The sequence below is a fragment of the Streptomyces sp. NBC_01261 genome, assembly GCF_036226385.1.
GTDB lineage: Bacteria > Actinomycetota > Actinomycetes > Streptomycetales > Streptomycetaceae > Streptomyces.
Genome location: NZ_CP108463.1, coordinates 848170 through 872999, shown reverse-complemented (window position 1 = coordinate 872999; position 24830 = coordinate 848170). Strand labels below are relative to the sequence as shown.

Below are 24830 nucleotides of genomic sequence, written 5' to 3'. Positions count from 1 at the left end.
GGGCGAGTTGAGGGTGTGTCAGGCGTGGAGAAGGGCGCGCAGGGCGTCGCGTTCGGCCCGGTCCGCCGCCGCGTTGTGCAGGGTGGGCGCGGAGCGGACGAGCAGGCGCGTGTAGGGGTGCTGGGGCTGGTTGATGACGTCGGCGGTGGCGCCGACCTCGACCAACTCGCCCTGGTACAGCACGGCGATGCGGTCGGCGACCCCGGCGACGGACCCGAGGTCGTGGGAGATGAAGACGAGGGCGACTCCGTCGGCGCGGAGTTCCTTGAGGATCTGCAGGATCTGGACGCGGTTGGCGGAGTCGAGCGCGCTGACCGGCTCGTCGAGGATCACGAGACGTGGTTCGGTCACCAACGCCCGCGCCACCGCGACCCGTTGACGCTGACCGCCGGACAACTCGCCGGGCAGCCGGTCGAGCAGCTCGGGGGAGAGCCGTACCCGGTCGAGGAACGCGCGCACCCGGGTCGCCGCCTCCTGCCGGGACACGCCCTGGATGAGCAGGGGTTCGGCCAGCGACGCCTCGACCGTCACGTCCGGGTCGAGACTGCGCAGCGGGTCCTGGAAGACGTACTGGATGACACCGCGTCGGCGCAACGCGCGCCACTGGCGATGGCCGTACGCGCTCACCTCCTCCCCGTCGATCACGATCGAGCCGGCCGAGGCACGGACCAGGCCGAGCACGGCCCGCGCGAGCGTCGACTTGCCGGAGCCGGTCTCGCCGATGATGCCGACGGTCTCGCCCTGGGCGATGCTCAGGGAGACCCGGTTCAGGGCCTGGCGGCGGCGCCGGCGGAGGCCGTAGTGCACCTCCAAGTCGCTGACGTCCAGAACGGGTCGGGTGGGTTCGGCGGGCTGCGACGCCGGGCGGTCGGTGCTCACGCGTCCTCCTCTACGGCGTCTACGGCATCCAGGGCGTCGGTCCGCTCGGGCTCCACGGCGTCCGTGCCGAGGAACTTGTCCAGGCCGTACTGCTCGTGCTCGGCGATCAGCAGCCGGGTGTACTCGTGCCGCGGGTGGTGCAACACCTCGTGCGTCGGGCCCTGTTCGACCACTTCGCCCTGCCGCATGACGAGGACCTCGTCGCAGAGCTGGGCGACGACGGCCAGGTCGTGGGAGACCAGGACGAGTGCCAGGCCTCTGCGCTCGCGCAGGTCGGCCAGCAGGTCGAGGATCTCTGCCTGGACGGTGACGTCGAGCGCGGTCGTGGCCTCGTCGGCGATGAGGATGCGTGGGTCGGCGGCGATCGCGGCGGCGATGAGGACGCGTTGGAGCATGCCGCCGGAGAGTTCGTAGGTGTACTGGCTGTAGACCAGTTCCGGGTCGCGCAGATGTACCGCGTGGAGCAGGTCGATCGCCTGCCGACGGGCCTCGCGTCGCTTGAGTCCCTTCTTGACCTTGAGGACCTCGGCGATCTGGGCGCCCACGCGGATCGAGGGGTTGAGATACGAGGCCGGGTCCTGGAAGACGGCGCTGATGGTGGCGCCGCGCAGGGCCGTCCACTGGGCCGACGAGAGCCCGGAGATGTTCTGGCCGTCGATCTCGATCGAGCCGTCGGTGACCTCGAAGTGGGCGGGCAGGATACCCAGGGTGGCCCGGCAGGTGAGGGTCTTGCCGCTGCCGGACTCGCCGACGATGCCGACGGCCTTGCCGGGGGTGAGCGTGAAGGTGACGCCGTGGACGATCTCCTGGCCGGCGGCCCGGTCGCTGATGCGGACGTCGCGCACGGACAGGACGGGCGTCGACGGGGAGGCCTCGCGGACGGGCTCGGTCGGACCAGTGGCAGTGGCAGTGGCAGTGGCAGTGGCAGTGGCAGTGGCAGTCTTGGTGTCGGGCTTCTCGACTACAGAACTACGGTTCTGCTCGGCCTGGGTGAGGACCTTCTCGGAGAGAGTTGCCATCACGCACCTCCGGCGTGGACGTGAGCGAGGTCGGGGTCGGTCGCGGCGAGTCGATTGGCGCGCGCCTTGCGGTTGTTGACCAGGGCGCGGCCCGCCTCCCCGGAGACGTCGCGGATCGCGTCGGCGAGCAGGTTGCAGGCCCAGACGGTGACCATGATCAGGAGAGCCGGGACCAGTGGCGCCCAGGGCTTCTGGGTGAGATAGCCGAGGTCCGAGGCGAGCAGGCCGCCCCAGGTGGGCGCGGGCGGCTGGACGCCGATGCCCAGGAAGGTCAGCGTCGAGACGATGACGAAACCGACGCCGATGGTCTGGGCGAGCGCGACCGCGATCGGCGGCAGCACCTTGACCCACACGTGCCTGCGGACGATCCACCCGATCGACGCCCCGGAGATCAACGCGGCCTCCACGTACGGCGATCGGGCCACCGCCAGCGTGGCGGCGCGGGCCACCCGGTAGAACAGCGGGGAGACCAGCACCCCCGTGACCAGCATCGCCTGGGTGATGCCGTTGCCGAGCAGTGCGACGACGGCGACGGCGAACAGCAGGAAGGGCAGGGCGACCAGGGTGTCGGTCAGCCGGAGGGTGACCCACTCGAAGACCCGGCCGAAGTAGACCGACAGGATGCCGGGGACGGCCCCGACGCCCAGTGCCGTGAGGGCGACTTCGAGCGAGCCGAGGACGCTGACCCGGGAGCCGTCGAGCAACCGGCTCAGCACGTCGCGGCCGAGGTAGTCGGTGCCGAGCCAGTGCGCGCCCGACGCTTCGGCGAGGGTGTCGGAGCTGGTGGCCAGCGGGTCGTGGGGCGCGATGAACGGCCCGAGGACGGCGAGCAGGGCGATCAGGGTCAGGATCACCAGGGCGATCCGGCCGGACGTCAGGGAGAGCACGCGGCGCACCATGGTCACACCCCCCGCTGGGACGCCGGCGTCACACGTGCCAGCACCAGGTTGACGATCAGGTTGAAGACGACGACCAGGACGATCGACACCACGAGGACCCCCTGGACGGCCGGTACGTCACCGGCCTGGGCGGAGTCGTTGGCGAACCGGCCGAAGCCCTGGAGCCCGAAGATCCACTCGGTGACGACGGAGGCGCCGACGAGGGTGGGGAACTTCAGACCGAGGGTGGCGAGCGCCGGGCCGAGGCCGTTGCGCAGCACGTGCCCGAAGAAGATCCGCCGTGGACTGAGTCCTCGTACGACCGCGCCCGTCACGTAGTTCTCGCGGTAGGCCGCGATGAGACTCGTCCGCAGTTGGCGGGCGACGTCGGCGATGACGTCGAAGCTCAACGCGACGGCGGGCAGGGTGATATGTGCGAGCCAGGGCCCGACCCCCTGTGCGGCCGGGACGTATCCGGCGGACGGGAACACATGCAGTCCGACGGCGAACACCGCGACCAGCACGATGCCGACGACGAAGGCCGGCATCACCGAGATGACCGTGACGAAGCCCGTGATCGCGCGGTCGATCCAGGTCGTACGGCGCAGTGCGGCGACCGTGCCGAGGGCGAAGCCCGCGACCACGCCGATGATCAGCGCGAAGATCGCCACCGACAGACTCACACCCAGGCCGAGGCCGATGAGGGTGGAGATGTCGGCGCCGTTGGTCCAGCTGGTGCCGAGCTGCCCGTGCAGGACCCCGCCCAGCCAGTCCACGTACTGGACCAGGAAGGGCCGGTTGAGGCCCCAGTGCGCCTCAACTCTGGCTACCGCCTCGGGAGTTGCTTCCTCGCCCAGCTGGATCCGCGCCGGGCTGAGCCCGCTCAGTGACCGCAGCGCGAACGTCACGAACGTCGCGACCAGGAACACGGGCACGAAGATCGCGATCGACCGGGCGAGGGTGACCAGGACGCGGCCCACGGTATGCCGCGTCCCGGTCGTGGCGATCCGGTGACGGACGTCGGGTGGTGTGGCCGGTGCCTCCGTCGTCGTCATGGCTTGCCCCCTCTCTGTAGTGGCTGTACGGGTGGTGCCTGCAAGGGATGTGACGGAGCGTCAATTGGAGCCGATGGTCACGCCGGTCCAATCGATGTGGGCCGGGTTCTTGGGCAGGGCGGAGATGGACTTGCTCTTCGCGATGAGGTTGGGCGAGGAGTAGGTGAAGACCAGTGCCTTGCTCCGCAGACCGGCCCGGGTCGCCGCCTGGAGGACGCTCGCGTAGTCGGGTGAGTCGAGCGGGGTCTGGCGTACCTTGGCGATGGCCGCCTCGAAGCCCGAAGGCTCGTACGGCGTACTGAGGTTGAGCGGGCCGTTCGGACCGAAGTGCGCGGTGAGGGTCTGTGCGGCGGAGTCACGCCCCGTCGTCCCGTAGATGGAGAGCGTCAGGTTCTTCGCGAAGAACGGGGTGGCCCAGTTCTTGTCCACCTTGATGTCGACGGTGATGCCGACCTTCGCCAACTGTGCCTGGACGATCTCCGCCGAGGGGTCTTCCGCCGGGATGACCAGGCTGAGCTTGATCTGGCCCGCCTTGTAACCGGCCTCGGACAGCAGCTGCTTCGACTTGGCCGGGTCGTAGGCGTAGTCGTTCGCGGACTGCGGGTCGTAGGCCACATAGCCCTTGGGGAACGGCTGGTTGGTGACCGAGCCGTAGCCGAAGGTCAGCTTGTCCACGAACTCCTGGCGGTTGATCGCGTAGCGGACCGCGTCGACGACCTTGGCGTTGTTGAACGGCGCCTTGTTGACGTTGAGGCTGATGTTGGAGGCGTTGAAGCCGGGCTGTACGAAGACGTCGAGTCCGGCCTTCTTGGCGGCCTCGGCCTGGCTGGGCGCGATGTCGGCGAAGTTGTAGACGCCGGTCTGGAGTCCGGAGACGACCGTCGCCGCGTCGGGGGCCGAGGTCAGTTCGACGTTGTCGATGTGGATGTCCTTGGCGTCCCAGTAGTCGGGGTTCTTCTTCAGCAGCACCTTGGTGCCCGGGACGAGCTGGGTGACGGTGAACGGCCCCGCGCCGACCGGGTTCTGGTCCAGCTTGGTGGGCGACGCGGCTGCCTTCGGGCTGGCGATCTGGAGCACGCGCTCGCCGAGGAGCTGGGGGATCTGGTAGTCGACCTGGCTGAGGTGGAGCACCGCGTCCAGCCCGTTGGCGTCCACCGACTTGATGGAGGTGAGGTCGCCGAAGAGCGCCGAGTTCTTCTGCTTCTGGGCGCGCACGATGGCGGCCTTCACGGCGGACGCGTCGACCGGCGTACCGTCGCTGAACTTGAGGCCCGGGCGCAGATGGAAGGTGATCTGATCGCCCTTGGCGTTGTACTCCCAGCTCTTGGCCAGGTCGGGCACGGCCTTGCCGGTCGCGTCCGTACGGGTCAACGAGGCGTAGACCAGGGCGAGTTCACGGAACTGGGCGCCGCTGCCGCTGACGACCGGGTCCCAGTGGGCGGGGAAGTAGGAGGAGGCCCACTTCAGCGTGGCGCCGCCGCTGGCCGTCGAGGCGTCGCCGCCGCAGGCGCTGAGGGCGGGGACGAGCACGGTGGCGAGGGCGGTACCCAGGGCGGCGGCGCGCAGCTTGCCGGGGCGGAAGGCCGCCCGGCCGGTGCGGGGCGTGAGTCGTCCGGACATCTTCGTTTCTTTCTTCGAGGGCTCCCGGCCGCGCCGGGGCAGCGGAAAGGAGGCGAGGGCGGCACACCCGGGGTCCGGACACCATGGAGACCGGGACGGCGGACATGCCGGTGCGGCTTCGATACGCACGGGGGCATGCCGCGCCCAGGGCAGGAGGCGTCGGCGGATCGCGGGGGAGGGCCCGGGACACGGAGGGAGGCAGAGGAGGCGACGAAACGCGAGGGGCGCGCGAGGAGACGGCGCTGGGCGGCGAACCGGCGGAGTGCCGGTGCCTACGGGAGCGGGGTCAGGCGCCTGTGGGCCGGAGTCGGCGGGTCAGCGACAGAGAGCGCTGCAGGTGCGCCGCAGGTCCACGTAGCGGCACACCACACCGGGGTGCGTCGTGAGCATGCTGCACATCCTGGGGGCAGCTGTCGGCGGCTGTCAATGGACACCAATTGGTGTCTCATTCGGCGGGACGATCGCTGAGTGCAGATCAGAGGGCTAGCGGGGGACGGGGGGTGTGGTGGAGGGAGCGGGGCAGGGAGGGGAGTGAGTGGTGGCGGGGTGTACCGCGGCTTCGTCCGGGTGCAGCCAGAGGGGGCCGTTGGCGGTGTCGATGCGCACGGCGGCGGGTGGGGGCCAGGGGCCGCCGGTGGTCAGCAGGGTGCGCTCCGGGTCCGTGAGGGTGCGGTAGTGGGCGAGGGCTGCCGTGGTGTCCAGAGGGGCCGGTCCGGGCAGCGGTTGCGGGGCCGGTGGCGTGGGCCGGAGTGGCGGTCCCGGGGCCGGAGTTGTGGGCGCGGGGGCCTTTGTCGGGTGCGGCGGCGGGGACGCGGGCGGTTGCCCGGGGTTCACCGTTGTGGGCGTAGGCGGCAGTCCGGAGTTGGGCGTCGTGGGCATGGGGCGCAGCCCGGAGTTCGGCGTCGTAGGCATGGACAGCAGCCCGGGGCTCAGCTCGTTGATGGCCGAGACGTACTCCTCGTACGGTCGCCAGCCGGGCACGGCGCAGTGGTCTCCGCCGGCGGTGCGTACGAGCAACGTCGGCAGGGCGTAACGGTGTTGGCCGTCGGGGGTCTCCTTGGCGGTGCCGGGATGCGGCGAGTCGCGACCCCGCACCGACAGCACCTCGTCGACGGGGCGGCGCGCCTCGGCACGGTCGGCGCGTACCTTCGCCAGCACTTCCGGCGACGCCGCGTCGGCCGCGAGCCGGGCGGCATCGAGACCGGGTACGCCCGACACCGCGGCCAGCGCCGACTCGGGGGTGTCCGCGGGTTCCCCGAGCACGAACACGCTCTCCCGCAGCCGCCGTAGCACCCGATCGGCGACCTGCGCACCCTGCGCTTCGGCGGCCTTGGCGAGCAGCGAGGCCGGCCAGGAACTCGCGGCGACGCGGCGCAGCCGTAGCGCTCGGGGTGCGTGGGTGTGGGCGCTGATGTCCTCGACGTAGCGGGAGTACCAGGCGGTTTCCGCGGCGGGGTCGGGTGCGGGGTCGTCGTCGTGGTCGAAGAGGATGCAGTAGGCGCGGCGCCAGCGGACGTGGCTGTGGCCGGCCAGGGCGGCGCGGAGGCGGCGGAACACGGGCTCGGATCCCCAGGCCCAGGGACACAGGGGGTCGGTGAACTCGATTATTTCCAGGGGCGGTTGATCTGTTACGGCGTCGGCGTTCGTGTCGGTGTCGGTGGTCATGCGGCTCCCTGGCGGGTGAGGTGCTCGCCCGGGGCGTGCTTGGGGGGCGCGGGTCCGTCCGTCGTGGCGGGCAGCAGGGTGGCCAGGGTCGTGCCACCCAGGACGGCGGCGGCCTCGGCCTCGATCCGGCGCCACACCCCGGGCAGGCCGGAGGCGGGGCCGGGGTAGTCGAGTGCGGCCAGGGGTTCGCTGCGGAGGGTGATCAACTCACCGTCCACCGCGCGGGCTACGTCCAGGAGCGTGATCTCGTCGGCGGGCCGGCCGAGCCAGTACCCGCCTTCGCAGCCGCGCTGGCTGCGCACCAGACCGGCTCTGCGCAACTCGCCCACGACGGACTTCAGGAACCGGAACGGGATCTGCTGCGAGGAGGCGATCGCCTCGCACGTGAGCGGACGGGCAGGTTCGCAGGCGAGCTCCAACAGGGCCCGCGTGGCGTAGTCCGCCTTCGCGGAAATATGCATGCGCACATGATGCCCGACACGGGCCGGGTGACGAGGGCTTCCACGGGTTCCCCTCACGCGTTCCACGCATCCGTCCCCTCGTACATTGCGGGAACATTGCCGCAGGTGAAGGACAATGGACACCTCTTGACATCCTTTCCGGGGCGGTTCTAGCGTCGCCAACCATGAGCGAGCCGTTGACAACCCCCGGCGAAGGTTTCCACCCCCATCTCCACGACGCCGCAGGGCAGTCGACAGCCCCCCTGCGCACCCGCCTGCACCACGTCCGGGCCGACGCCCTCGACGGCGACACCGCACAGAGCGGCGGCATGCGCAGGTTCGCCGCGGTGAGCGGGAAGACGGTCGGCTCCGAAAAACTGTGGATGGGCCAGACCCACGTGGCCCCCTCGACCTCGTCCTCCGACCACCACCACGGCGAATCCGAGACCGCCATCTACGTGGTGAGCGGCCACCCCGAGTTCGTCTTCCTCGACGACACGGGCCCCCAGCCGGAGGAGATCCGCCTGCGCACGTCCCCGGGCGACTACATCTTCGTCCCGCCGTTCGTACCGCACCGCGAGGAGAACCCGGACCCGGCGGAAGAGGCGGTGGTGGTGATCGCGCGGAGCACGCAGGAGGCGATCGTGGTGAACCTTCCGGGGCTGTATGTGCTGGGCGCGGGGGATGCCTGAGGGGGCGGCGGTGGCGTGGAGTTGAGGTCGAGGGGCCTGCCAACTCGCCTCTGAACGTGGTCAATTGGCTACTCCTGCCAGCGGGGAAGGCCCGCGCACAAGGCTGACGAGGGGCTGACTGGGGGCCAACTGGGTTGACCGCATGACATCCCTCGGCCATCCGCGACTCTCCGGGCCGGCGCGCGACCCGGCAGCTCCCCAGGACGTTCTGGTCCGCCTGGCCGCGCACCCGGCCGGTCGGCACGGACTGGCGCTGCGCGACGGGCAGTTGGCGGATGCCGTGGCCGAGGCCCTGTTGACACACGACGGCAGCGGAACCGCGGCGGTGCTTCGACGAGACCGGATCTCTCCCGAGATGCGCCGCAGGATCGCCGAGCATCCGGATCCGGCGATCCGTGACGCGCACTCGGACTTCGTTCGGCACATGGTGGACCGCGAGGTGGGATCGGCATCGCCGACCTGGAGGAGGCCTACGGCCAACCCCGAACGGCGCTTGCCGGCGCACGGGATCCTAGGCTCCGTGCCGCGGTCGCACGAGCCTGGCACGACCGCCCGACGGCGGTCCAGGCCGCACTGCTCGCCGATCCGGATCCGCAGGTCCGAGCAGCCGCCAGCGTGCGGCCACAACCGGGCGTCCCACCGGAATGGACGGAGCGATGTATCGCCGACCCGGCCGTGCGGGCCAACGTGGCGCACTGCGTTCCGCTGACGCCGGACCGGTTCACCGAGCTGATGCGAACCGAGGACGAGGAGATCCGGGAGCTCGTATCCGGAAACCCGCACTTGTCCGCAGACATGGTCGCCCGTCTCCTGGACGTCGACGACCCGAACGTGCGCGTGGCGATCGCGCAGAGCCGGCACGTGGACGCCGACACCCGGAACCGGCTGTACGCGCTCGTGGAAGCTGAGCGCGAGGCTGGAAGTACGAAAGCCTGCATAGCCCTCAACTGGAGCTTCACCGAACCGAGTTGGCTGCGCGAAGAGCCCCTCGACGAGCGGCTGAGCTACCTGAACTGCCGCCAGCCGGTGTTCCGACGCGTACTGGCGACCTGCCGGGACCTGCCGGAGGAGGCGTGGCGCCGGCTGGACAGCGACCCGGACATCGAAGTCCGCCGCACCGCGGCACGCCGCCCGGACACACCACCGGAAGTCCTGGAACGTCTCGTCCGTGCCCACGGCGACGAATGCCACATCCGGCCACCGCTCGTCGAACACCCCGACTTCCCACGCGACACGCTCCGCACCTTCGCCGCCGAACCGGACCCACGCGTCCGCTACGTCGCCCTGCGGGACACCGAACTGCCCGTGACCGTGCTCCACCAACTCGCCGCCATACCCGAGCCGTTCCTCCGCCGCGGGGTCGCCCGCCACCCCCAGGCGACCGACGCCCTGCTGCACCAACTCCTCTCGGACCCGACCCCTGACGTCGCCGACGCCGCCGCCGCGAACCCCGTACTGCGGCGCACGCGGATGTACGGAATTCTGAGCGAGGGCGATGTGTGACGTGTCGGGGATACGACACGACGGCCACGGGGAACATTCCCAACCAGTGCGATCCTCAGGGCGATTGAAGGGAGCGGTCGTGCGGCCACGGTCACATGGGTATCCGCCCGACCCGAACAGCCAGATCCCCTACTGGAACGCCGCCGCGGCGACGAAGACGTTCACCCACCCACTCCACCTGCCCTGGCTGCACGGGATCAGCAGGCACGCCGCGATTCTCGACTACGGATGCGGCTACGGGCGCACCATGGCGGAACTCGAACGGCACGGCTTCACCAACCTGGCGGGCGCCGACACCTCACCGGAAATGATCAAACGGGCCCAACACCTGCACCCCACAAAGCACTTCACCACTCTCGACACACCGCCGACCTGGCCCACCCCGCACGCCGAATTCGACGCGATACTCCTCTTCGCCGTGCTGACCTGCATCCCCGGCGACGAGTCCCAACGCCGCCTGATCGCCGAACTGCACCGCATCCTCAAGCCCGGCGGATTCCTCTACATCAGCGACTTCCTCCTGCAGGACGACGAACGCAACCGTAGCCGCTACAACAACTACGCCACCTTCTACGGCAGTTACGGCGTCTTCGAGACCGACGACGGCGCGGTCTGCCGCCACCACTCCCGGCAATGGCTCACCACACTGCTCGCCGACTTCGAAACCATCGGCACCCGAACCATCACCGTGTCCACGATGAACGGCCACGAGTCGTTGGGGATCCAATTCCTCCTTGAGGCTCCTCAGGGCTGATCCGGCGGAGGCGACTCCCGGTCCGATCTGATCCGGTGTGGTCCGCTCACCCCTTCCCGGCGCGGGCGAGTGCGTCCTCCGCCTGTGTGGCAAGGGAGTTGACGAGGTCGGTTGCGGACGGCAGGTCGTTGATGAGGTCTACGGCTTCGCCGGCCCATACGGGGAGTGAGGGTATGTCGCCCTGGGACAGGGCGACTTGGTAGGCGTGCTGGGCGTGGGGGTCGGTGGTGAGTTCGGTCTCCCGGCCGCGCCATTCGTCGAGGAAGGGGTGGCCGAGGGTGCGGGCGGTGTATTTCCTCGGCCAGGGGGAGTTTCGGGCGATGTCGAGGATGCTGTTGCGCTCGGTGTCTTCGCCGCGCGCTTGGATGATGGCGGTGCTGACCGACGGGCTGACCAGGGCTTCGGTGGTGGCTTGGAAGCGGGTGCCGATGAGTGCTCCGGCGGCTCCCAGGGCGAGCGCGGCGGCCAGGCCGCGGCCGTCGGCGATGCCGCCCGCGGCCAGTACGGGTACGGGAGCCGCCAGATCCACGACGACCGGCACGAACGGCAGGGTGGAACGACCGTGCCGGGCACCGTGCCCGCCGCTCTCGGATCCCTGCGCCACGACGACGTCGGCGCCCAGGTCCACCGCGCGCCTGGCCTCCTCCAGATCGGTCACCTGAATGATCAGCGCCGCACCTGCCCGGCGAATTCGTTCGGCGAACGGGCTCGGATCGCCGAAGGACAGCATCACGGCAACGGGGTTGTGCCACAGGGCGTGTTCGACCGCGTCGATATCGATCTGCCAGGTGAGGAAGCCGATTCCCCAGGGCGCCGTGGTCTGTTCGGCGACGATGGCCAACTCGCGGGCCAGCCAGTCACGTTCACCGTTCCCGCTGCCCAGCAGCCCCAGCCCACCACCCCGGGAGACGGCCGCGGTCAGCGCACCGCCTGCCGACCCGCCCATCGGGGCCAGCGCGATGGGGTGTCGCACACCGAACAGCTTCGTGAACGCCGTCGACAGGGCCATGGCCGTCATCATCCCCTTGCCGGCACATGAGGTGGAAGTGCGGCGGACATGAGTGGCTCTGCCTCGCAGCTCACCCTAGTCTCGGCCCGTGAACCAGCGGCAGCGGAAGAAGCTCTCCAGACGTCTTTTCGGAGCAATACAGGGAGGTGACACCGCCGTTGTGACTGCGGTACTGCGCGCCGGAATCGACCCGGAGCGAGCCGACAGCGAGGGCACCACACCTCTCTACGCCGCCGCGGTGAACGGAGAGGCCGTGATCGCGGGGCTGCTCCTGGCGGCCGGTGCCTCCCCCGACACCGAGAGCAGCGGAATCGGCGCGGAGGGCACGCCGTTGTGCGCGGCCGCGTGTTGGGGGCACGTCGACACGGTGCGCGAACTGCTGGCACACGGCGCCGATCCGAACGTACGGGAAGACCACGGCGAAGGCTGGTCGCCCTTGGACTGGGCGAGCAACGGTCCCCATCCCGAGACAGCCGCCCTCCTCACGGCCGCGGGCGCCGGTGCGGACTGCGGACGGCGGTCGCAACGTACTGGGTGAGTTGCCGGTCGGGATCGTGACCGTGGCCTCGAAGGATCCGGTGGGCGGGCCAGGCTCGCGCGGGCCCGGGCTAAACCGGCCACGCATGGTGCCCACCGGTTGCGCCGGGTGTTGGTCGACGCGCACCCGGCGCGGCACGGCGGACCGTGTATGCCGGATACTCGTGAACGGCGGGGCATGTGGGTGCTGTGCCGACAGGAGGTGCGCGAGCGTATGGACGTACGTTGGCGTGAGCTGCCCGGGCGGATCCCCGCCTGGTTGCGCGACCATGATGCCGGGCTGGTGGCGACCCGCCGGGCCGCGCGCACCGCGCTGGTGATGCCCGCGCTGTTCGCCCTGTGCGGCCAGGTACTGCATTCCCCGACGATGGCGACCTACGCGGCGTTCGGGTCGTTCTCGATGCTCCTGCTGGTGGAGTTCACCGGACCCATGGTGCAGCGGCTGCGGGCGCACGTGGGTCTGGCCGTGGCCTGGGTGGTCCTCATCTGTCTCGGCTCGCTGGTGGCGCCGACGACCTGGCTCGCGGTCACCGTCATGGTCGTGGTCGGCTTCCTGGTGCTCTTCTCGGGTGTGGTCAGCTCCGTTCTCGCGGGCGCGACGACCGCGCTGCTGCTGGCCTTCATCCTCCCGGTGACCTCGCCCGCCCCGCTGTCCCAGTTGCCCGAACGGCTCGCCGGAGCGGGCCTCGCCGCGGCTGCCGCCATGCTCGCGATCTCGCTGCTGTGGCCCCGGCCCGCCGCGGACCCGCTCAGCGCACCCGCCGCCCGGGTCTGCCGCGCGGCGGCGCAGCAACTGCGGACCGACGCGTCGTGGCTGGACGGCGGGCCGGACGCGGCCACCGACCGGCAGTGCGAGGTGACCGCCGGTCGGGCCGCCGCCGCGGCGGCGGACCTGCGTACCGCCTTCGACGCCACGCTCTACCGGCCCACAGGTCTGTCGGCCGGTTCCCGCGCTCTGGTCCGGCTGGTCGACGAGCTGACCTGGCTGAGCGCCATCGTCGCGGACAGCGGCCCGCCACTGGAGAACCGAGGTGCCTGCGACGCGGACGCGCACGCCGTACGTCGTGCGGCGGCCACGGCCCTGGACGAGGCGGCCGACATCCTCGACGCCCCGCGCAGCGCGCCCGACGCCCTCCGCGCAGCCCTCGTGAACCTGCGTACGGCCATGGACGGCATGGAACTCCGCGCCACCCACCGACTCCCCGTGCACCGGCCGAAGCCCGGCACGGAGGCGGAGGTCCGCGCCTTCATCGAAACCCTCGACCTGTCGTTCCGCGCACAGGAGTTGGGGTACGCCACCCTCCAGATCGCCGGCAACGTGGACCTGGCCGCGGCCGCCGAGCGCCGCAGCTGGCCCGAGCGCCTGCTGGGCACGGAACCCGGCGCACTGACCCAGCCGCTGGCCTCCGCCGTAGAGCGCGCCGCCGCACACCTGGAGCCGCGCTCGGTGTGGCTGCACAACAGTCTCCGGGGGGCGCTCGGCCTCGGTATCGCGGTGGCCCTGGCGAACGTGACCAGTGTCCAGCACTCGTTCTGGATCCTGCTGGGAACCCTGTCGGTGCTGCGTTCCAACGCGCTCAACACCGGGCAGAACGCGCTCCGGGCCCTGGGCGGCACGCTCGTCGGTTCGCTGATCGGGACCGGGTTGCTCCAGCTCATCGGGCACCACAGCACCGTGCTCTGGTTCCTGCTCCCCGTCGCCGTGCTGGTCGCCGGCATCGCGCCCGCCGCCATCTCGTTCGCGGCCGGCCAGGCGGCCTTCACCGTCACCCTGGTCATCCTGTTCAACATCGGCCAGAACCCCGACTGGCACATCGTGCTGCTGCGGATCGAGGACATCGCCCTCGGCTGCGGGGTGAGCGTCCTGGTGGGCCTGTTCTTCTGGCCGCGCGGCGCGGCAGCCGCCGTGGAGCAGGCGCTGTCGGCGGCGTACACCGAGAGTGCCCGCTACCTGGCCGACGCCGTGGAGTACGCGGCGAGCCGTTGCAGCATCGGCTGCATTCCGACCGATGCCCCGGTGGAGGCGGGCCGTCAGGCGGCAGCCGCGGCCCGCCGGCTCGACGACGCCTTCCGCAGCTACCTCGCCGAACGCGGCGCCAAGCCGGTGCGGCTGTCCGACATGACCACCCTGGTCACCGGGATCGTAGGACTGCGTCTCGCCTCGGACGCGGTACTGGAACTGTGGCAGCGCAACGGCGGTGAGGAACCGATGGAACCCGACCGCTCCGAGGCCCGGCTCACCCTGCTCGACACCGTCGGCCGGCTGGCCGACTGGTACCGCGACCTGGCCGTCGGCCTCGGCCGGCACACCGCCGTGCCCGCGCCGCTCGCACGCGACCCCGACGAGGAGGCACGGCTGGTCCACTCCCTCCGCCGTGACCTGCGCGGCGACGACGGACACGCCACGGCGACAGCCGTCCGTATCATCTGGACCGCCGACCACCTCAACGCGGCCCGCCGCCTGCAGCCCGGCCTGGCAGCCGCGGCGAAGCCGAGCGAACCGGCCGCTCACCCCGGGTAGGGAACGGCCGCCCGCGCCGACCGAAGTGCCACCGCCCACCAGGCCAGCTGGTCGAGCACGGTCTTGGCGTACACAGGGGCCTGGGGATCGAGCGGACGACCGTCCTCCCACGCCGTGAAGCAGTTCGGGAAGGAGAGGCCGTCGCGGATCGTCACCGCGTGGAGTTCGGTCAGTACGTTCTCCAGGTGCAGCACCGCGTGCCGGCCGCCCGCGGCACCGCCGTAGCTGACGAAGGCGACGGGCTTGGCCGCCCACTGGGTGAAGTGCCAGTCGACGGCCGCCTTCAATGACGCGGGGTAGCTGTGGTTGTACTCCGGCGTGACCACGATGAAGGCGTCGGCCCGCGTCAGGGCCGACGTCAGTGCGGTCATCCCGGCCGGGCGGGGGTAGTCGTCGCCGGCGTACTTCGGCGAGGCCGCGGGCAGCGCCAACGGGATGTCGACGGCGGCCAGATCGACTACCTCCGCTTCGAAGACGTCGTGTGGGCCGACCTGTTCCTCGACCCACGAGGCCACCTTTGGGCCGAACCGTCCTTCGCGCGTGCTTCCGACGATGATCACCAACTGGGGTCTGTTCTCCATGCCCACCACGATCGGACCGCACCGGAATCCCAGCCAGACCGTGCTCAGGCTGGCCCCCGCAGGGCCACGCTGAGCACTCCACGGGTGCCGGGGGCGCCGTAAACTCACGCTATGGGTTCGCCGTTGGGGGATTTCATCCGGACCACGCGAGACAGCGTCCAGCCGCAGTCGCTGGGCCTGCCCGATCACGGCCGCCGCCGGTCACCGGGGCTGCGGCGATCGGATCTCGCCGCGCGGGCCGGCATCAGCGTCGAGTACCTGACCCGCATCGAACAGGGCCGCGACCGCAATCCCTCGGTGGCGGTGGTCAACGCGCTCGCCGACGCGCTCAGCCTCAACCCGTCGGAGCGCGACCACCTGCGCTACCTCACGAAGATCACCGGCGGCGAATGCTCCGCCCACACGCGACCCGCGCCGCCGCGCCGCGAGGTCCGCCCGTCGGTCCTGGAGACGCTCCGCCTGCTGGAACCGGGCATCGCCATGGTCACCAACCGGCTGGGCGACGTCCTCGCCCACACCAGCGGCTACGAGACGGTGACACGCGGAACCGGACTGCTCGACGCCGATGCACCGAACCTCACGCGCTACGTCTTCACCGACCCCCGCGCGCGGACGTTCTTCACCGACTGGGACGACATCGCGGACGAACATGCCTTCGACCTGTGGCTCGGGCCGTCCGTGGAGAACTCCGAGTGGTTCACCACGGAACTCGCCCGCGTCGCCGGCCCCGACTTCACCCGCCGCCTGAACCGGCACGTGGTTCCCCGACGCGGGGCGCTCCGCCTCGGCCACCCGTCCGGGTGCGACCTCCGACTGCTCCGCGAGACGCTCGAACTCCCCTCGGACGCCCAGCAGTTGATCGTCCTCCTGCCTGCGGACGACAGCACTGCGCAGGCCCTCGACCACCTCCGCCGCGGGTCCCACGGGCGGCTTCGGGTCATCTCCTGACACACCTCGGCACTTCGGAAGTACCAGGTAGCAGGGCTGAGTCGACGGGGCGGGGGTAGTCGAGACAGCGACGAGCACGGTGCTTTGAGGAGAAGGAGCGTCATGTCGGGCGTAGTTGAACGCATCAAGCGGTTCGCCAGGAGTCCCCAGGGGCGACGCACCGTGGAACAGGTACGGCGAGCCGCCGCCGACCCGCGCCGCCAGGCCCAGGCCCGGCGGTTGTTGGGCAGACTTCGTGGCCGCCGTTGAGCACGTCGGCTTCGCGCTCGTGCGGCCGGGGGAGGCCCGCTGTCCGCTGAGCGGAACACGCGACCGAAGGAGGAATGATCGCTGTGGAAGGTTCGTCACTCCGGGCGGTGGGCTGGGCCCGCACACTTCCGTTGGACAGTGAAGTGAAATCGGCCCGGGACTGGGCGCGCGGACATCTTGAGGGGCTGGACTGGACCACCACCGCTCCGGAAACGGTGGACGCCGTACTGCTCACCGTCTCCGAGCTGGTGACCAACGCGCACCGGCACGCCCACAGCAGCGCCCAGTTGGTGATGACGTGCGACGACCACTGCCTGCACGTCTCCGTGCACGACAAGTCCGCCGTCCTGCCCACTCCCCGCGAGGCCAGCACGGATCGGCTCGGCGGACGCGGCATGTTCCTCGTGGACGCGGTGGCCGACACCTGGGAGTCGCATCTCTGTCGCCACGGCAAGTCGGTCAGTGCCTGTTTCCACGTACCCGACGCGGGGCCGCGGGCGGCTGAACCGTCGGTGCCGCCGCGGGACTGACTCGCCTTCGCCCAACAGCCCTGCCGGACAGGGCAGTTGAGCACGCGACGGCTTCAGGGACGATCGCCGCTGAAGCGCGCTCCGCACTCGCGCGTGTCGTCAGGACGGCCATTCCGGTTCGGTGAGGGTCGCGGCAAGGGCGTCCAGGAGCACTTGGGCGGGCTGGGACGCGGGCGGCTTGCCGTAGACGGCGGCAGCGACCTGTCTGCGCATGCCGTCGATGCGGTGCAGTCGGACACCCGGGTGCCGGTTGGCGAGGAGGGTGAGTCCGGGCAGCAGGCTCACGCCGAGTCCGGCCGCGACGAGTGCCTGTACGGCGACGTAGTCGTCGGTCTCGAACTCGACGATCGGCGAGAACCCGGCCCGCCCGCAGGCCGCGACGAGATGCTCGCGGCAGCGTTCGCACCCGGCGATCCAGCGGGTGTCGGCATAGGTGGCCAGGTCGGTCCCGGAGCCGTCCCAGGAGCGGTCGGCCGGTGTGACCACGTACAGCGGTTCGTCGAGGAGCGGTGTCATCGTGGTGTCGCGGCGATCGCGCTGCGGCGGGTCGCCGTGCTCGAAGATCAGCGCCACGTCGACGTCGTTGTTGCGCAGGGCGTTGAGCGCGTCCGGTGGTTCGGCCTCCCGCAAGGTCAGCTCGATGCCGGGATACCGGTCGGAGACGTGGGCGGCGGCGAGCGGCACCAGGGTGGCCAACGCCGAGGGAAAAGCCGCCAGTCGGACCCGGCCGGTCCGCAGCCCGGCCAGCTCGTCCAGTTCGGCGTGCACCGACTCGACCTGCGCGAGGATCGACTCGGCGCGGTCCACCAGCAGCCGGCCGGCCTCGGTGAGCCGGATACCGCGCCCCATCCGCTGCAACAGCGGCATCCCGACCTCGGCTTCGAGCTTGGCGAGTTGGTGGCTCACCGACGGCTGCGCGTAGTGCAGTGCCTCGGCGGCGGCCGTGATCGAACCCTCGCGGGCGACGGCGACCAATACACGCAACCGACTCAAGTCGATCATTCGCGAATCATAGACCGCGTCGATGACGGCCTCGAAAACACGCATTGGACCATTACCGGACCTACTGCGACGGTGAATCGATAGTGGGTGCGAGAGATCGCGGCCGCACACCTTCCCGTCGGTGACCGCCGGTGATCTCACCCCGTCACGCGTGCCCGGTCTCCGGGCGCGGAAAGGAGATGCCGCATGACCACGGCTGTGAACCCGCCGTCGCGATCGATGTCGGTGAGCGACAGCGCGGCGCGAACCCTCGCGAACGCCACCAAGACCGTTCCCCAGATGAGTTCCATCACGCCTCGCTGGCTGGTGCATCTGATGTCCTGGGTCCCGGTCGAAGCCGGCATCTACCGGGTGAACAAGGTCGTTCATCCCGAGTCGGTGCGCATCGAGTGCGACAACTACGACGAGGCGCCGCTGCCGGACACCTTCGTCGACTACGCACGGGAACCCCGGGAGTACCGGCTCAAGGCCGTCCAGACGGTCCTTGACCTCCACACCCGGATCTCCGACCTGTACTCCAGCCCGCACAACCAGACGGCACAGCAACTGCGGCTGACCATCGAGGCGGTGAAGGAGCATCAGGAGGGCGAGCTGATCAACAGCCCGGAGTACGGGATGCTGGCCAGCGCGGCGGAGACGCAGCGGATCTCCACGATGACCGGGCCGCCGACGCCGGACGACCTGGACGCCCTCATCACGAAGGTGTGGAAGCAGCCGGCCTTCTTCCTCACCCACCCCGAGGGGATCGCCGCGTTCGGCAGGGAGTGCACCCGGCGCGGTGTACCGCCGGCCACGGTGAGCATGTTCGGCTCCCAGTTCCTGACCTGGCGCGGTCTGCCGATCATCCCGTCGGACAAGGTCCCGCTGGAGAACGGGAGGACGAAGTTCATCCTGCTGCGCACCGGCGAGTCGCGCCAGGGCGTGGTCGGACTGTTCCAGCCCGGGCTCTCGGGCGAACAGGGGATGGGCCTGTCGGTGCGCTTCATGCAGATCGACCGCAGCGCCATCGCCTCCTACCTGATCTCCCTGTACTGCTCGCTCGCGGTACTCACCGAGGACGCCCTCGCCGTGCTGGACGACGTCGAGGTGGACAAGTTCCATGACTACGCGCCGAGTTACCGGTAACCATGACAACGCCCCCGACCACCGGTAACGAAGCCGCCCCCGCGTGGCTGCCGGACGAGGAGACGCTGAGCCGGATGGCCGGGGAGTTCTTCCGAGCACTCCCCGGGCAACCGGCGGACACGGAGGCACCGGATCCGGCCTTCGACGGCCGGCCGGAATGGCCGACGCCCACCGGCCTGCCGCTCGCGGACTCTTCTCCTACAGCTTCTGCGGGGCCGTCGGCCGCACAGTCCGCTCCCTCGGTGCCCGCCGGTCCGCCGGCCCCCGGCCCGTTCCCTGCCCACCCGGCCGGAGCGCCGACGGCGGATTTCGCGCCCGCGGTGCCAACCGGCCCGCCCGCTGCCGAATCCGCTCTCGCGGTGTCCACCGGCGTGCCGACCGCGGAACCGCTTCCTCCGGTGCCGACCGGCCTGCCGTCCATGGACCCGCCGCCTCCGGCGCCGACCGCCGGAATGAGCCCGCCGTCCGGGCCGCCACCGACCAGCGCCCCGGCCACGTTCATGACCAGCCCCTATGCCGTGGGCGCGCCCGGCGGCGCCGGATCCACTCCGGAGTCACCGGTCCCGACCGTGCCACCGGGACCGCCGTCCGCGCCCTCGCCGTCCGCACCGGCCCGACTCCCGGACCCCGGGCCGTACTACTTCCTCACCGAGGCACCCGGGTACCCCGCCCGGGCGCCGGAGCTTCCCGGCTTCGGGCACCTCGGGCTGCCGCCGCTTCCCGGGCTGATGTCGCCGACGGTGACGACCGCGCCGTACTACTTCGTCGAGGAACCCGACGTGCCCGGCGCGCCGTCGGGACCGCGGCTCGACCAGCACCCGGCCTTCGACGTGCAGGCGGTCCGTCGGGACTTCCCGATCCTGTCCGAGCTGGTCAACGGCCGTCCGCTGATCTGGTTGGACAACGCCGCGACCACGCAGAAACCGCAGGCGGTGATCGACCGGCTGGTCGAGTTCTACTCGCGGGAGAACTCCAACATCCACCGGGCGGCGCACGAACTGGCCGCCCGGGCGACGGACGCCTACGAGGGTGCCAGGAAGACCGTCGCCCGGTTCGTCGGGGCGGGTTCCGCCGAGGAGATCGTGTTCGTCCGTGGCACCACCGAGGCGATCAACCTGGTCGCCAAGGCATGGGGTCCCGCGCACATCCGCGCGGGCGACGAGATCGTGCTCTCCCATCTGGAGCACCACGCCAACATCGTGCCCTGGCAGATGCTGGCGGAACAGACCGGTGCGGTGATCAAGGTGATCCCGGTCGACGACAGGGGCCAGTTGCTGCTCGACCGGTACACCGCGCTCCTGTCGGAGCGGACCAAGCTGGTCGCGGTCACCCAGATGTCCAACGCGCTCGGCACCGTCGTACCGGTCGAGCAGATCATCGAGCTCGGACACCGCGCCGGGGCACGCGTCCTGGTCGATGCCGCGCAGTCGGTCCCGCACCTGCCGATCGACGTCAGGGCGCTGGACGCGGACTTCCTGGTCTTCTCCGGGCACAAGCTGTTCGGGCCGACCGGGATCGGGGTGCTCTACGCCAAACGGGAGGTCCTTGAGGACATGCCTCCGTGGGAGGGCGGCGGCAACATGATCACCGACGTGACCTTCGAGAAGTCCAGCTACCAGCCGCCGCCGGGTCGCTTCGAGGCCGGCACCGGCAACATCGCCGACGCGGTGGGCCTGGCCGCGGCCATCGACTACGTCGAGCGCATCGGCCTGCCGAACATCGCCGCCTACGAGCACACCCTGGTCGAGCACGCCACCGAAGGCCTGCGCGGCGTGCCCGGACTCCGGTTGGTCGGCACGGCCCCGAACAAGGCGAGCATCGTGTCGTTCGTCCTCGACGGCTACGAGCCGGCCGAGGTCGGCACCGCGCTCAACGAGGAGGGCATCGCGGTCCGTTCGGGCCACCACTGCGCCCAGCCGATCCTGCGCCGGTACGGGCTGGAGGCCACCGTCCGGCCGTCGTTCGCCTTCTACAACACGCACGGGGAGGTGGACACGCTGATCGCGGCGGTCCACCGGCTCGCGGACCGCCGAGGCGGGCGCCGCTAGTCCGCACGCACCTCCTGAACCGGTACGGCGGAGACCTGTCCGAGGTCTCCGCCGTACCGGCGTGAAGTCCCGGAGGATCGCCTTCCCAGCGTGCCCCAGGCAGGCGCTCGTGGATTCCCACGTGAACGGGTGTCTGCGCCCCGGCTTCGGGGGCAGACGGCGATGGATCGGGTGCGAACGGCACCCGACCGTGGACCGCCGCGAGGCGCCGACCCGTGGGAGCCCCGATGTCGACCGCCGTGCCGAGAAGAGCAGCAGGAGCGACCGGGGAGGAATCCGAGGCGGTCCGGCGGGGCCGGTCGCCTGTGCTGCCCCGCGGTACCGGCGGTACCGCGGCGCGTATCGGCGTACTGACCGTCTGTCAGGCCGCCCTGATCGTGGGCTTCGGGCTCCTGATCACGGGCCCGGCCCGGCACCTGTGGCCGCTGACGGTCGAGGACCATGTCGACGAGGGGTTCGAGCGGATCCGTACGGGCCCGCTCACCACCCTTTCGTACCTCGGCTCCGAGGCGGGCAACACCCTCACGGTGATCGCCGTCACCCTGCTGAGCTGCGTGGCGCTGGTGCTCGTACCCCGGCTGCCGATGTGGCGTCAGGCGGTCTTCCTCGCCGTCGCCGTCTCGCTCCAGGCACTGGTGTTCCTGGCCGTCACCGAGTCGGTGGACCGGACCCGCCCGCACGTGCACCGCCTCGACGCCTCCCCGCCCACGTCCAGTTACACCTCCGGCCACACCGGCGCGGCCACCGCGCTCTACGCCGGACTCGCGGTGCTCGTGCTGTCCCGGGTGCGCAGGCCGTGGCGGTGGCCGCTGGCCGGGCTGCTGTTCCTCGTACCGCTGGTCGTCGGCGTCTCCCGCCTCTACCGGGGCATGCACCACCCCACGGACGTGATCGGCGGACTGGCCAACGGCACCCTGTCCCTGCTGATCGTCGGCCGCGCCCTGTTCACCGACGGCTCCGTGGTCGCCGTTCCCGCGCAGCGGACCGGGCACGCCGACACGACCGCGCAGGCCCAGGAACGCCAGCCCGGCAGCACCGCCGTGATCTTCAACCCCACGGTGACCGACGCGGCGGCCCGCCAGAAACTGCGGCGCATCCTGGAACAACACGGCCACCGCGCACCGGAGTTCATCGAGACCACCGCCGACGACCCCGGGACCGGCCAGGCGGCCGGCGCGGTCCGCGACGGAGCGGAACTGGTCGTGGTCTGCGGCGGCGACGGAACCGTCCGCGCAGCCGCCGACGCCCTGGCCGGCACCGGCGTACCCCTCGTCGTGGTGCCCTGCGGCACCGGCAACCTGCTGGCCCGCAACCTCGGCCTGCCGCTCACCCCCGCCACCGCGCTCGACGCCGCCCTGTCCGGCACCCCGCACCGCATCGACCTCGGCCGCATCGAGGGCGACGGCCTCGCCCCCACCCACTTCGCCGCGATGTCCGGGGCCGGGCTCGACGCCGCGATGCTGGAACACACCGACGACCGCGCCAAGTCCGCCGTCGGCTGGCTCGCCTACGTACTCGCCACCGTCGGCACCCTGCGCACACCCCGGATGCGGCTCACGGTCCGGCTCGACGACGCGCCCGTCCTGCACCGCACGGCCCGCATGGTGCTCCTCGCCAACGTCGGCACCGTACAAGGCGGTCTGACGCTCCTCCCGGCCGCCCGGCCCGACGACGGGCTGCTCGACCTGCTGATCCTGGACCCGCGCGGCCCCGGCGGCTGGATGCGCGCCCTGGGCATCCTGATACGCGGTCGCGGGCGGAACACGCGGCCCACGACCGTGAAAACGCTCGTCCCCGAAGGCACCGAAGGCACCGGGACGAAGGGAGTACCGGTGGAGTTCCGCACCTTCCGGCGGGCCGAACTCACCTTCGCCGTACCGCAGTCGCGTGAAATCGACGGCGACCCGGTGTCCCACGGCCGGCGTCTCACCGCCGAGGTCAGCCCCGGCGCGCTGACCGTGCTGCTGCCCACCCGGGAGAAGTGAATGGGCACCGCCACCAAGGTCCCCGAGACCCGCGACATGACCGGCGACGACCTCTCGGCCGACGAGGCCCTGGCCTCGCTCCGCCGCTACGGCCGCTGGCCGCTGCTGCGCGACTCCTTCGTCCGGTTCCGCTACGCCGACGGCTTCAGCCACTCCCGCGCGCTCGCGCTGCAGACGGTGCTGGCGGTGATCCCGCTGGTCATCGCCTTCGTCGGACTCTCCACCGCGCTGCACACGGAGAACATCGGGAGACTCGCCGAACTGACCATCCACCGGATCGCGCAGGGCCCCAGCGCCGACGTCGTCGACGACGCACTGGACCGCAGCCGCCACAGCGCGGGCGACGGCGACGAGATCGCCCTCTGGTTCGGCCTGCTGTTCTCCCTGGTCAACGTCACCACCGCGATGTGCCAGATCGAACGCGGTGCCAACCGGATCTACGGCAACGAACGCGACCGCCCCTTCCACCAGAAGTACCTGCGCGGACTCGTGATGTCCCTCAGTGCAGGGATCCCGCTCGGACTCGGGTTCGTCATGATGGTGGCCGGCGGCGACCTGGCCGCCGCGGCGGCGACGGTGTACCACCTCGACGGCGACGCCAGGACCGCCTGCGAGATCCTGCGCTGGCCCTTCGGCCTCCTGCTCGCCCTCCTCTCGGCCAGCGCGATCTTCCGCCGTTCCCCCCGCCGCCGCCAGCCCGGCTACACCTGGCTGGCCTTCGGCGCCGCCGTCTACCTCGTCCTTTGGACGGCCCTGACCTGGGTGCTGAGCCTGTACCTGGACATCAGCGGGTCCTTCGACACGGTCTACGGCCCGCTCAGTGCCTTCATGTCCCTGCTGCTCTGGGCCTACCTGACGTCCATCGCCCTCTTCCTGGGCCTGTCCTTCGCCGCGCAGCTGGAGGCCGCGCGGGCGCTCAGGGCCGGCCCGATCACAGCCGACCCGGGAGTCTGAATGGTGGTCCGTGCCACGGCCCAGCGACTGAGCGACCTCCGCCGCCGTCGGGCGGCCGACCGGAGATTCGGCCTCCATCTCCTCGGTTCGGTCGCCGTCGCCGCCGTAGCCGCTGTTCCGTTCGGTCTGCTGCTCGTGCTGGTCGAGGGGCGGTGGCAGCCCCTGCGGAGTCTCGACGCGGACACGGCACGGCGGTTGAACGAGACCGCGCTCGATCACCCGGCCTGGACGGACGTCCTGCGCTTCCTGTCCGACTGGGTATGGGACCCGGTCACCCTGCGGACGATCGTCGCGCTGCTGACCGGGTGGCTGCTGTACCGCCGGGCCTGGCGACTCGCCGCCTGGTCCGCCGTGACGGCCACCGCCGGCGGACTGATCGGGCTGCTGGTCAAAACGGTGGTCGAGCGGGCTCGACCGTCCCTGGAGGCCCCGGTCGCGCACGCGCCGGGATTCTCCTTCCCCTCGGGACACGCGATGACCGCGACCACCTCGTTCGCCATCCTGCTATTGGTGCTGCTGCCCATGGTGCCGCGCGCTCTGCGGGCGCTGTGCTGGACCGCCGCGGTGGTGTCCGTGCTCGGTGTCGGCTTCACCCGGATCGCCCTCGGCGTCCACTGGTTCAGCGACGTCGTGGGCGGCTGGCTCCTGGGCCTCGCCGTGGTGGCCCTCACCACCTGGGCCTTCGAGGCCTGGCGCACCGACGCGGGCCGTCGACCCACCGGCCTGAGCGAGGGCCTGGAGCCCGAACTCACCGGCGCCCACCCCGAACCCGGCTCCTCCGTCCGGAACCATCACGACGGATCCGTACAGGACTGACGACCGAGTGCGTCGGATCC

General features: G+C 70.9%; 23 protein-coding genes. 13 read left to right on the top strand and 10 right to left on the bottom strand.

Annotation, left to right across the window (positions count from 1 at the left end; translation table 11 throughout):
• Positions 1-18: 18 nt before the first annotated feature.
• The 7 genes from OG226_RS03800 to OG226_RS03770 form a co-directional block, all read right to left on the bottom strand.
• Complete coding sequence (locus tag OG226_RS03800; protein ID WP_329347884.1) at positions 19-879, bottom strand: ABC transporter ATP-binding protein; 861 nt, start codon at positions 877-879, stop codon at positions 19-21.
• Positions 876-1898, bottom strand: a complete 1023-nt coding sequence (locus OG226_RS03795; RefSeq protein ID WP_329347883.1) for an ABC transporter ATP-binding protein — start codon at positions 1896-1898, stop codon at positions 876-878. The genes OG226_RS03800 and OG226_RS03795 overlap by 4 nt, the downstream gene beginning before the upstream one ends.
• On the bottom strand, positions 1898-2797 hold the full coding sequence (locus tag OG226_RS03790; RefSeq protein WP_329347882.1) for an ABC transporter permease: 900 nt from the start codon (positions 2795-2797) through the stop codon (positions 1898-1900). The genes OG226_RS03795 and OG226_RS03790 overlap by 1 nt, the downstream gene beginning before the upstream one ends.
• 2 nt (positions 2798-2799) lie before the next feature.
• The gene (locus OG226_RS03785) at positions 2800-3831 is read right to left on the bottom strand and encodes an ABC transporter permease (RefSeq protein ID WP_328675137.1); all 1032 of its coding nucleotides are present in this window, start codon (positions 3829-3831) and stop codon (positions 2800-2802) included.
• A 60-nt stretch (positions 3832-3891) separates the two neighbouring features.
• Positions 3892-5451, bottom strand: a complete 1560-nt coding sequence (locus OG226_RS03780; RefSeq protein WP_328675136.1) for an ABC transporter substrate-binding protein — start codon at positions 5449-5451, stop codon at positions 3892-3894.
• Positions 5452-5934: 483 nt separating this feature from the next.
• Complete coding sequence (locus OG226_RS51505) at positions 5935-7116, bottom strand: DsbA family oxidoreductase (RefSeq protein WP_443044556.1); 1182 nt, start codon at positions 7114-7116, stop codon at positions 5935-5937.
• Positions 7113-7577, bottom strand: coding sequence for an RrF2 family transcriptional regulator (locus OG226_RS03770; RefSeq protein ID WP_328675135.1), 465 nt, complete (start codon positions 7575-7577; stop codon positions 7113-7115). The genes OG226_RS51505 and OG226_RS03770 overlap by 4 nt, the downstream gene beginning before the upstream one ends.
• Positions 7578-7741: 164 nt before the next feature.
• Here OG226_RS03770 and OG226_RS03765 point away from each other — a divergent pair, with 164 nt between their 5' ends.
• From OG226_RS03765 to OG226_RS03755, 3 genes are all read left to right on the top strand, one after another.
• Positions 7742-8248, top strand: coding sequence for a cupin domain-containing protein (locus tag OG226_RS03765; RefSeq protein WP_328675134.1), 507 nt, complete (start codon positions 7742-7744; stop codon positions 8246-8248).
• A gap of 675 nt (positions 8249-8923) precedes the next feature.
• Positions 8924-9751 (top strand): hypothetical protein, encoded by an 828-nt coding sequence (locus OG226_RS03760; RefSeq protein WP_329347881.1) that lies wholly within the window; start codon positions 8924-8926, stop codon positions 9749-9751.
• Between the two features lie 79 nt (positions 9752-9830).
• Positions 9831-10505, top strand: a complete 675-nt coding sequence (locus tag OG226_RS03755) for a class I SAM-dependent methyltransferase (RefSeq protein ID WP_329347880.1) — start codon at positions 9831-9833, stop codon at positions 10503-10505.
• Between the two features lie 46 nt (positions 10506-10551).
• Here OG226_RS03755 and OG226_RS03750 read toward each other — a convergent pair whose 3' ends face one another.
• A complete protein-coding gene (locus tag OG226_RS03750) occupies positions 10552-11514 on the bottom strand; it encodes an NAD(P)H-dependent flavin oxidoreductase (protein ID WP_329347879.1) in 963 nt (320 codons plus the stop codon).
• An 88-nt stretch (positions 11515-11602) separates the two neighbouring features.
• On the opposite strand from OG226_RS03750, the gene OG226_RS03745 reads away from it, so the two are divergent.
• Both OG226_RS03745 and OG226_RS03740 read left to right on the top strand, forming a co-directional pair.
• Positions 11603-12052 carry an ankyrin repeat domain-containing protein gene (locus tag OG226_RS03745; protein WP_329347878.1) on the top strand — a complete coding sequence of 150 codons (450 nt, stop codon included), beginning with the start codon at positions 11603-11605 and terminating at the stop codon, positions 12050-12052.
• A 213-nt stretch (positions 12053-12265) separates the two neighbouring features.
• A complete protein-coding gene (locus tag OG226_RS03740; RefSeq protein ID WP_329347877.1) occupies positions 12266-14572 on the top strand; it encodes an FUSC family protein in 2307 nt (768 codons plus the stop codon).
• On the opposite strand, the gene OG226_RS03735 is transcribed toward OG226_RS03740, so the two are convergent.
• Entirely contained in the window at positions 14560-15153 is a 594-nt protein-coding gene (locus OG226_RS03735) for an NADPH-dependent FMN reductase (protein ID WP_328675127.1), read from the bottom strand. The genes OG226_RS03740 and OG226_RS03735 overlap by 13 nt on opposite strands.
• Positions 15154-15264: 111 nt before the next feature.
• Between OG226_RS03735 and OG226_RS03730 the strand changes: the two genes are divergently transcribed.
• The 3 genes from OG226_RS03730 (at position 15265) to OG226_RS03720 (ending at position 16880) form a co-directional block, all read left to right on the top strand.
• Positions 15265-16101 carry a helix-turn-helix domain-containing protein gene (locus OG226_RS03730; RefSeq protein ID WP_328675126.1) on the top strand — a complete coding sequence of 279 codons (837 nt, stop codon included), beginning with the start codon at positions 15265-15267 and terminating at the stop codon, positions 16099-16101.
• 102 nt (positions 16102-16203) lie between these two features.
• Positions 16204-16350: a hypothetical protein gene (locus tag OG226_RS03725; RefSeq protein WP_328675125.1), complete on the top strand. Its 147-nt coding sequence runs from the start codon at positions 16204-16206 to the stop codon at positions 16348-16350.
• Between the two features lie 74 nt (positions 16351-16424).
• Positions 16425-16880, top strand: a complete 456-nt coding sequence (locus tag OG226_RS03720; RefSeq protein WP_329347876.1) for an ATP-binding protein — start codon at positions 16425-16427, stop codon at positions 16878-16880.
• Positions 16881-16979: 99 nt separating this feature from the next.
• On the opposite strand, the gene OG226_RS03715 is transcribed toward OG226_RS03720, so the two are convergent.
• Positions 16980-17882, bottom strand: coding sequence for a LysR family transcriptional regulator (locus tag OG226_RS03715; RefSeq protein ID WP_328675123.1), 903 nt, complete (start codon positions 17880-17882; stop codon positions 16980-16982).
• A gap of 186 nt (positions 17883-18068) precedes the next feature.
• On the opposite strand from OG226_RS03715, the gene OG226_RS03710 reads away from it, so the two are divergent.
• The 5 genes from OG226_RS03710 (at position 18069) to OG226_RS03690 (ending at position 24810) form a co-directional block, all read left to right on the top strand.
• On the top strand, positions 18069-19007 hold the full coding sequence (locus OG226_RS03710) for a family 2A encapsulin nanocompartment shell protein (protein ID WP_328675122.1): 939 nt from the start codon (positions 18069-18071) through the stop codon (positions 19005-19007).
• Positions 19008-19009: 2 nt separating this feature from the next.
• Positions 19010-21055: a family 2A encapsulin nanocompartment cargo protein cysteine desulfurase gene (locus OG226_RS03705; protein WP_329347875.1), complete on the top strand. Its 2046-nt coding sequence runs from the start codon at positions 19010-19012 to the stop codon at positions 21053-21055.
• 227 nt (positions 21056-21282) lie between these two features.
• Entirely contained in the window at positions 21283-23040 is a 1758-nt protein-coding gene (locus OG226_RS03700; RefSeq protein ID WP_328675120.1) for a diacylglycerol kinase family protein, read from the top strand.
• Entirely contained in the window at positions 23041-23994 is a 954-nt protein-coding gene (locus OG226_RS03695) for a YihY/virulence factor BrkB family protein (RefSeq protein WP_329347874.1), read from the top strand.
• Entirely contained in the window at positions 23995-24810 is an 816-nt protein-coding gene (locus OG226_RS03690) for a phosphatase PAP2 family protein (RefSeq protein WP_329347873.1), read from the top strand.
• Positions 24811-24830: the final 20 nt, after the last annotated feature.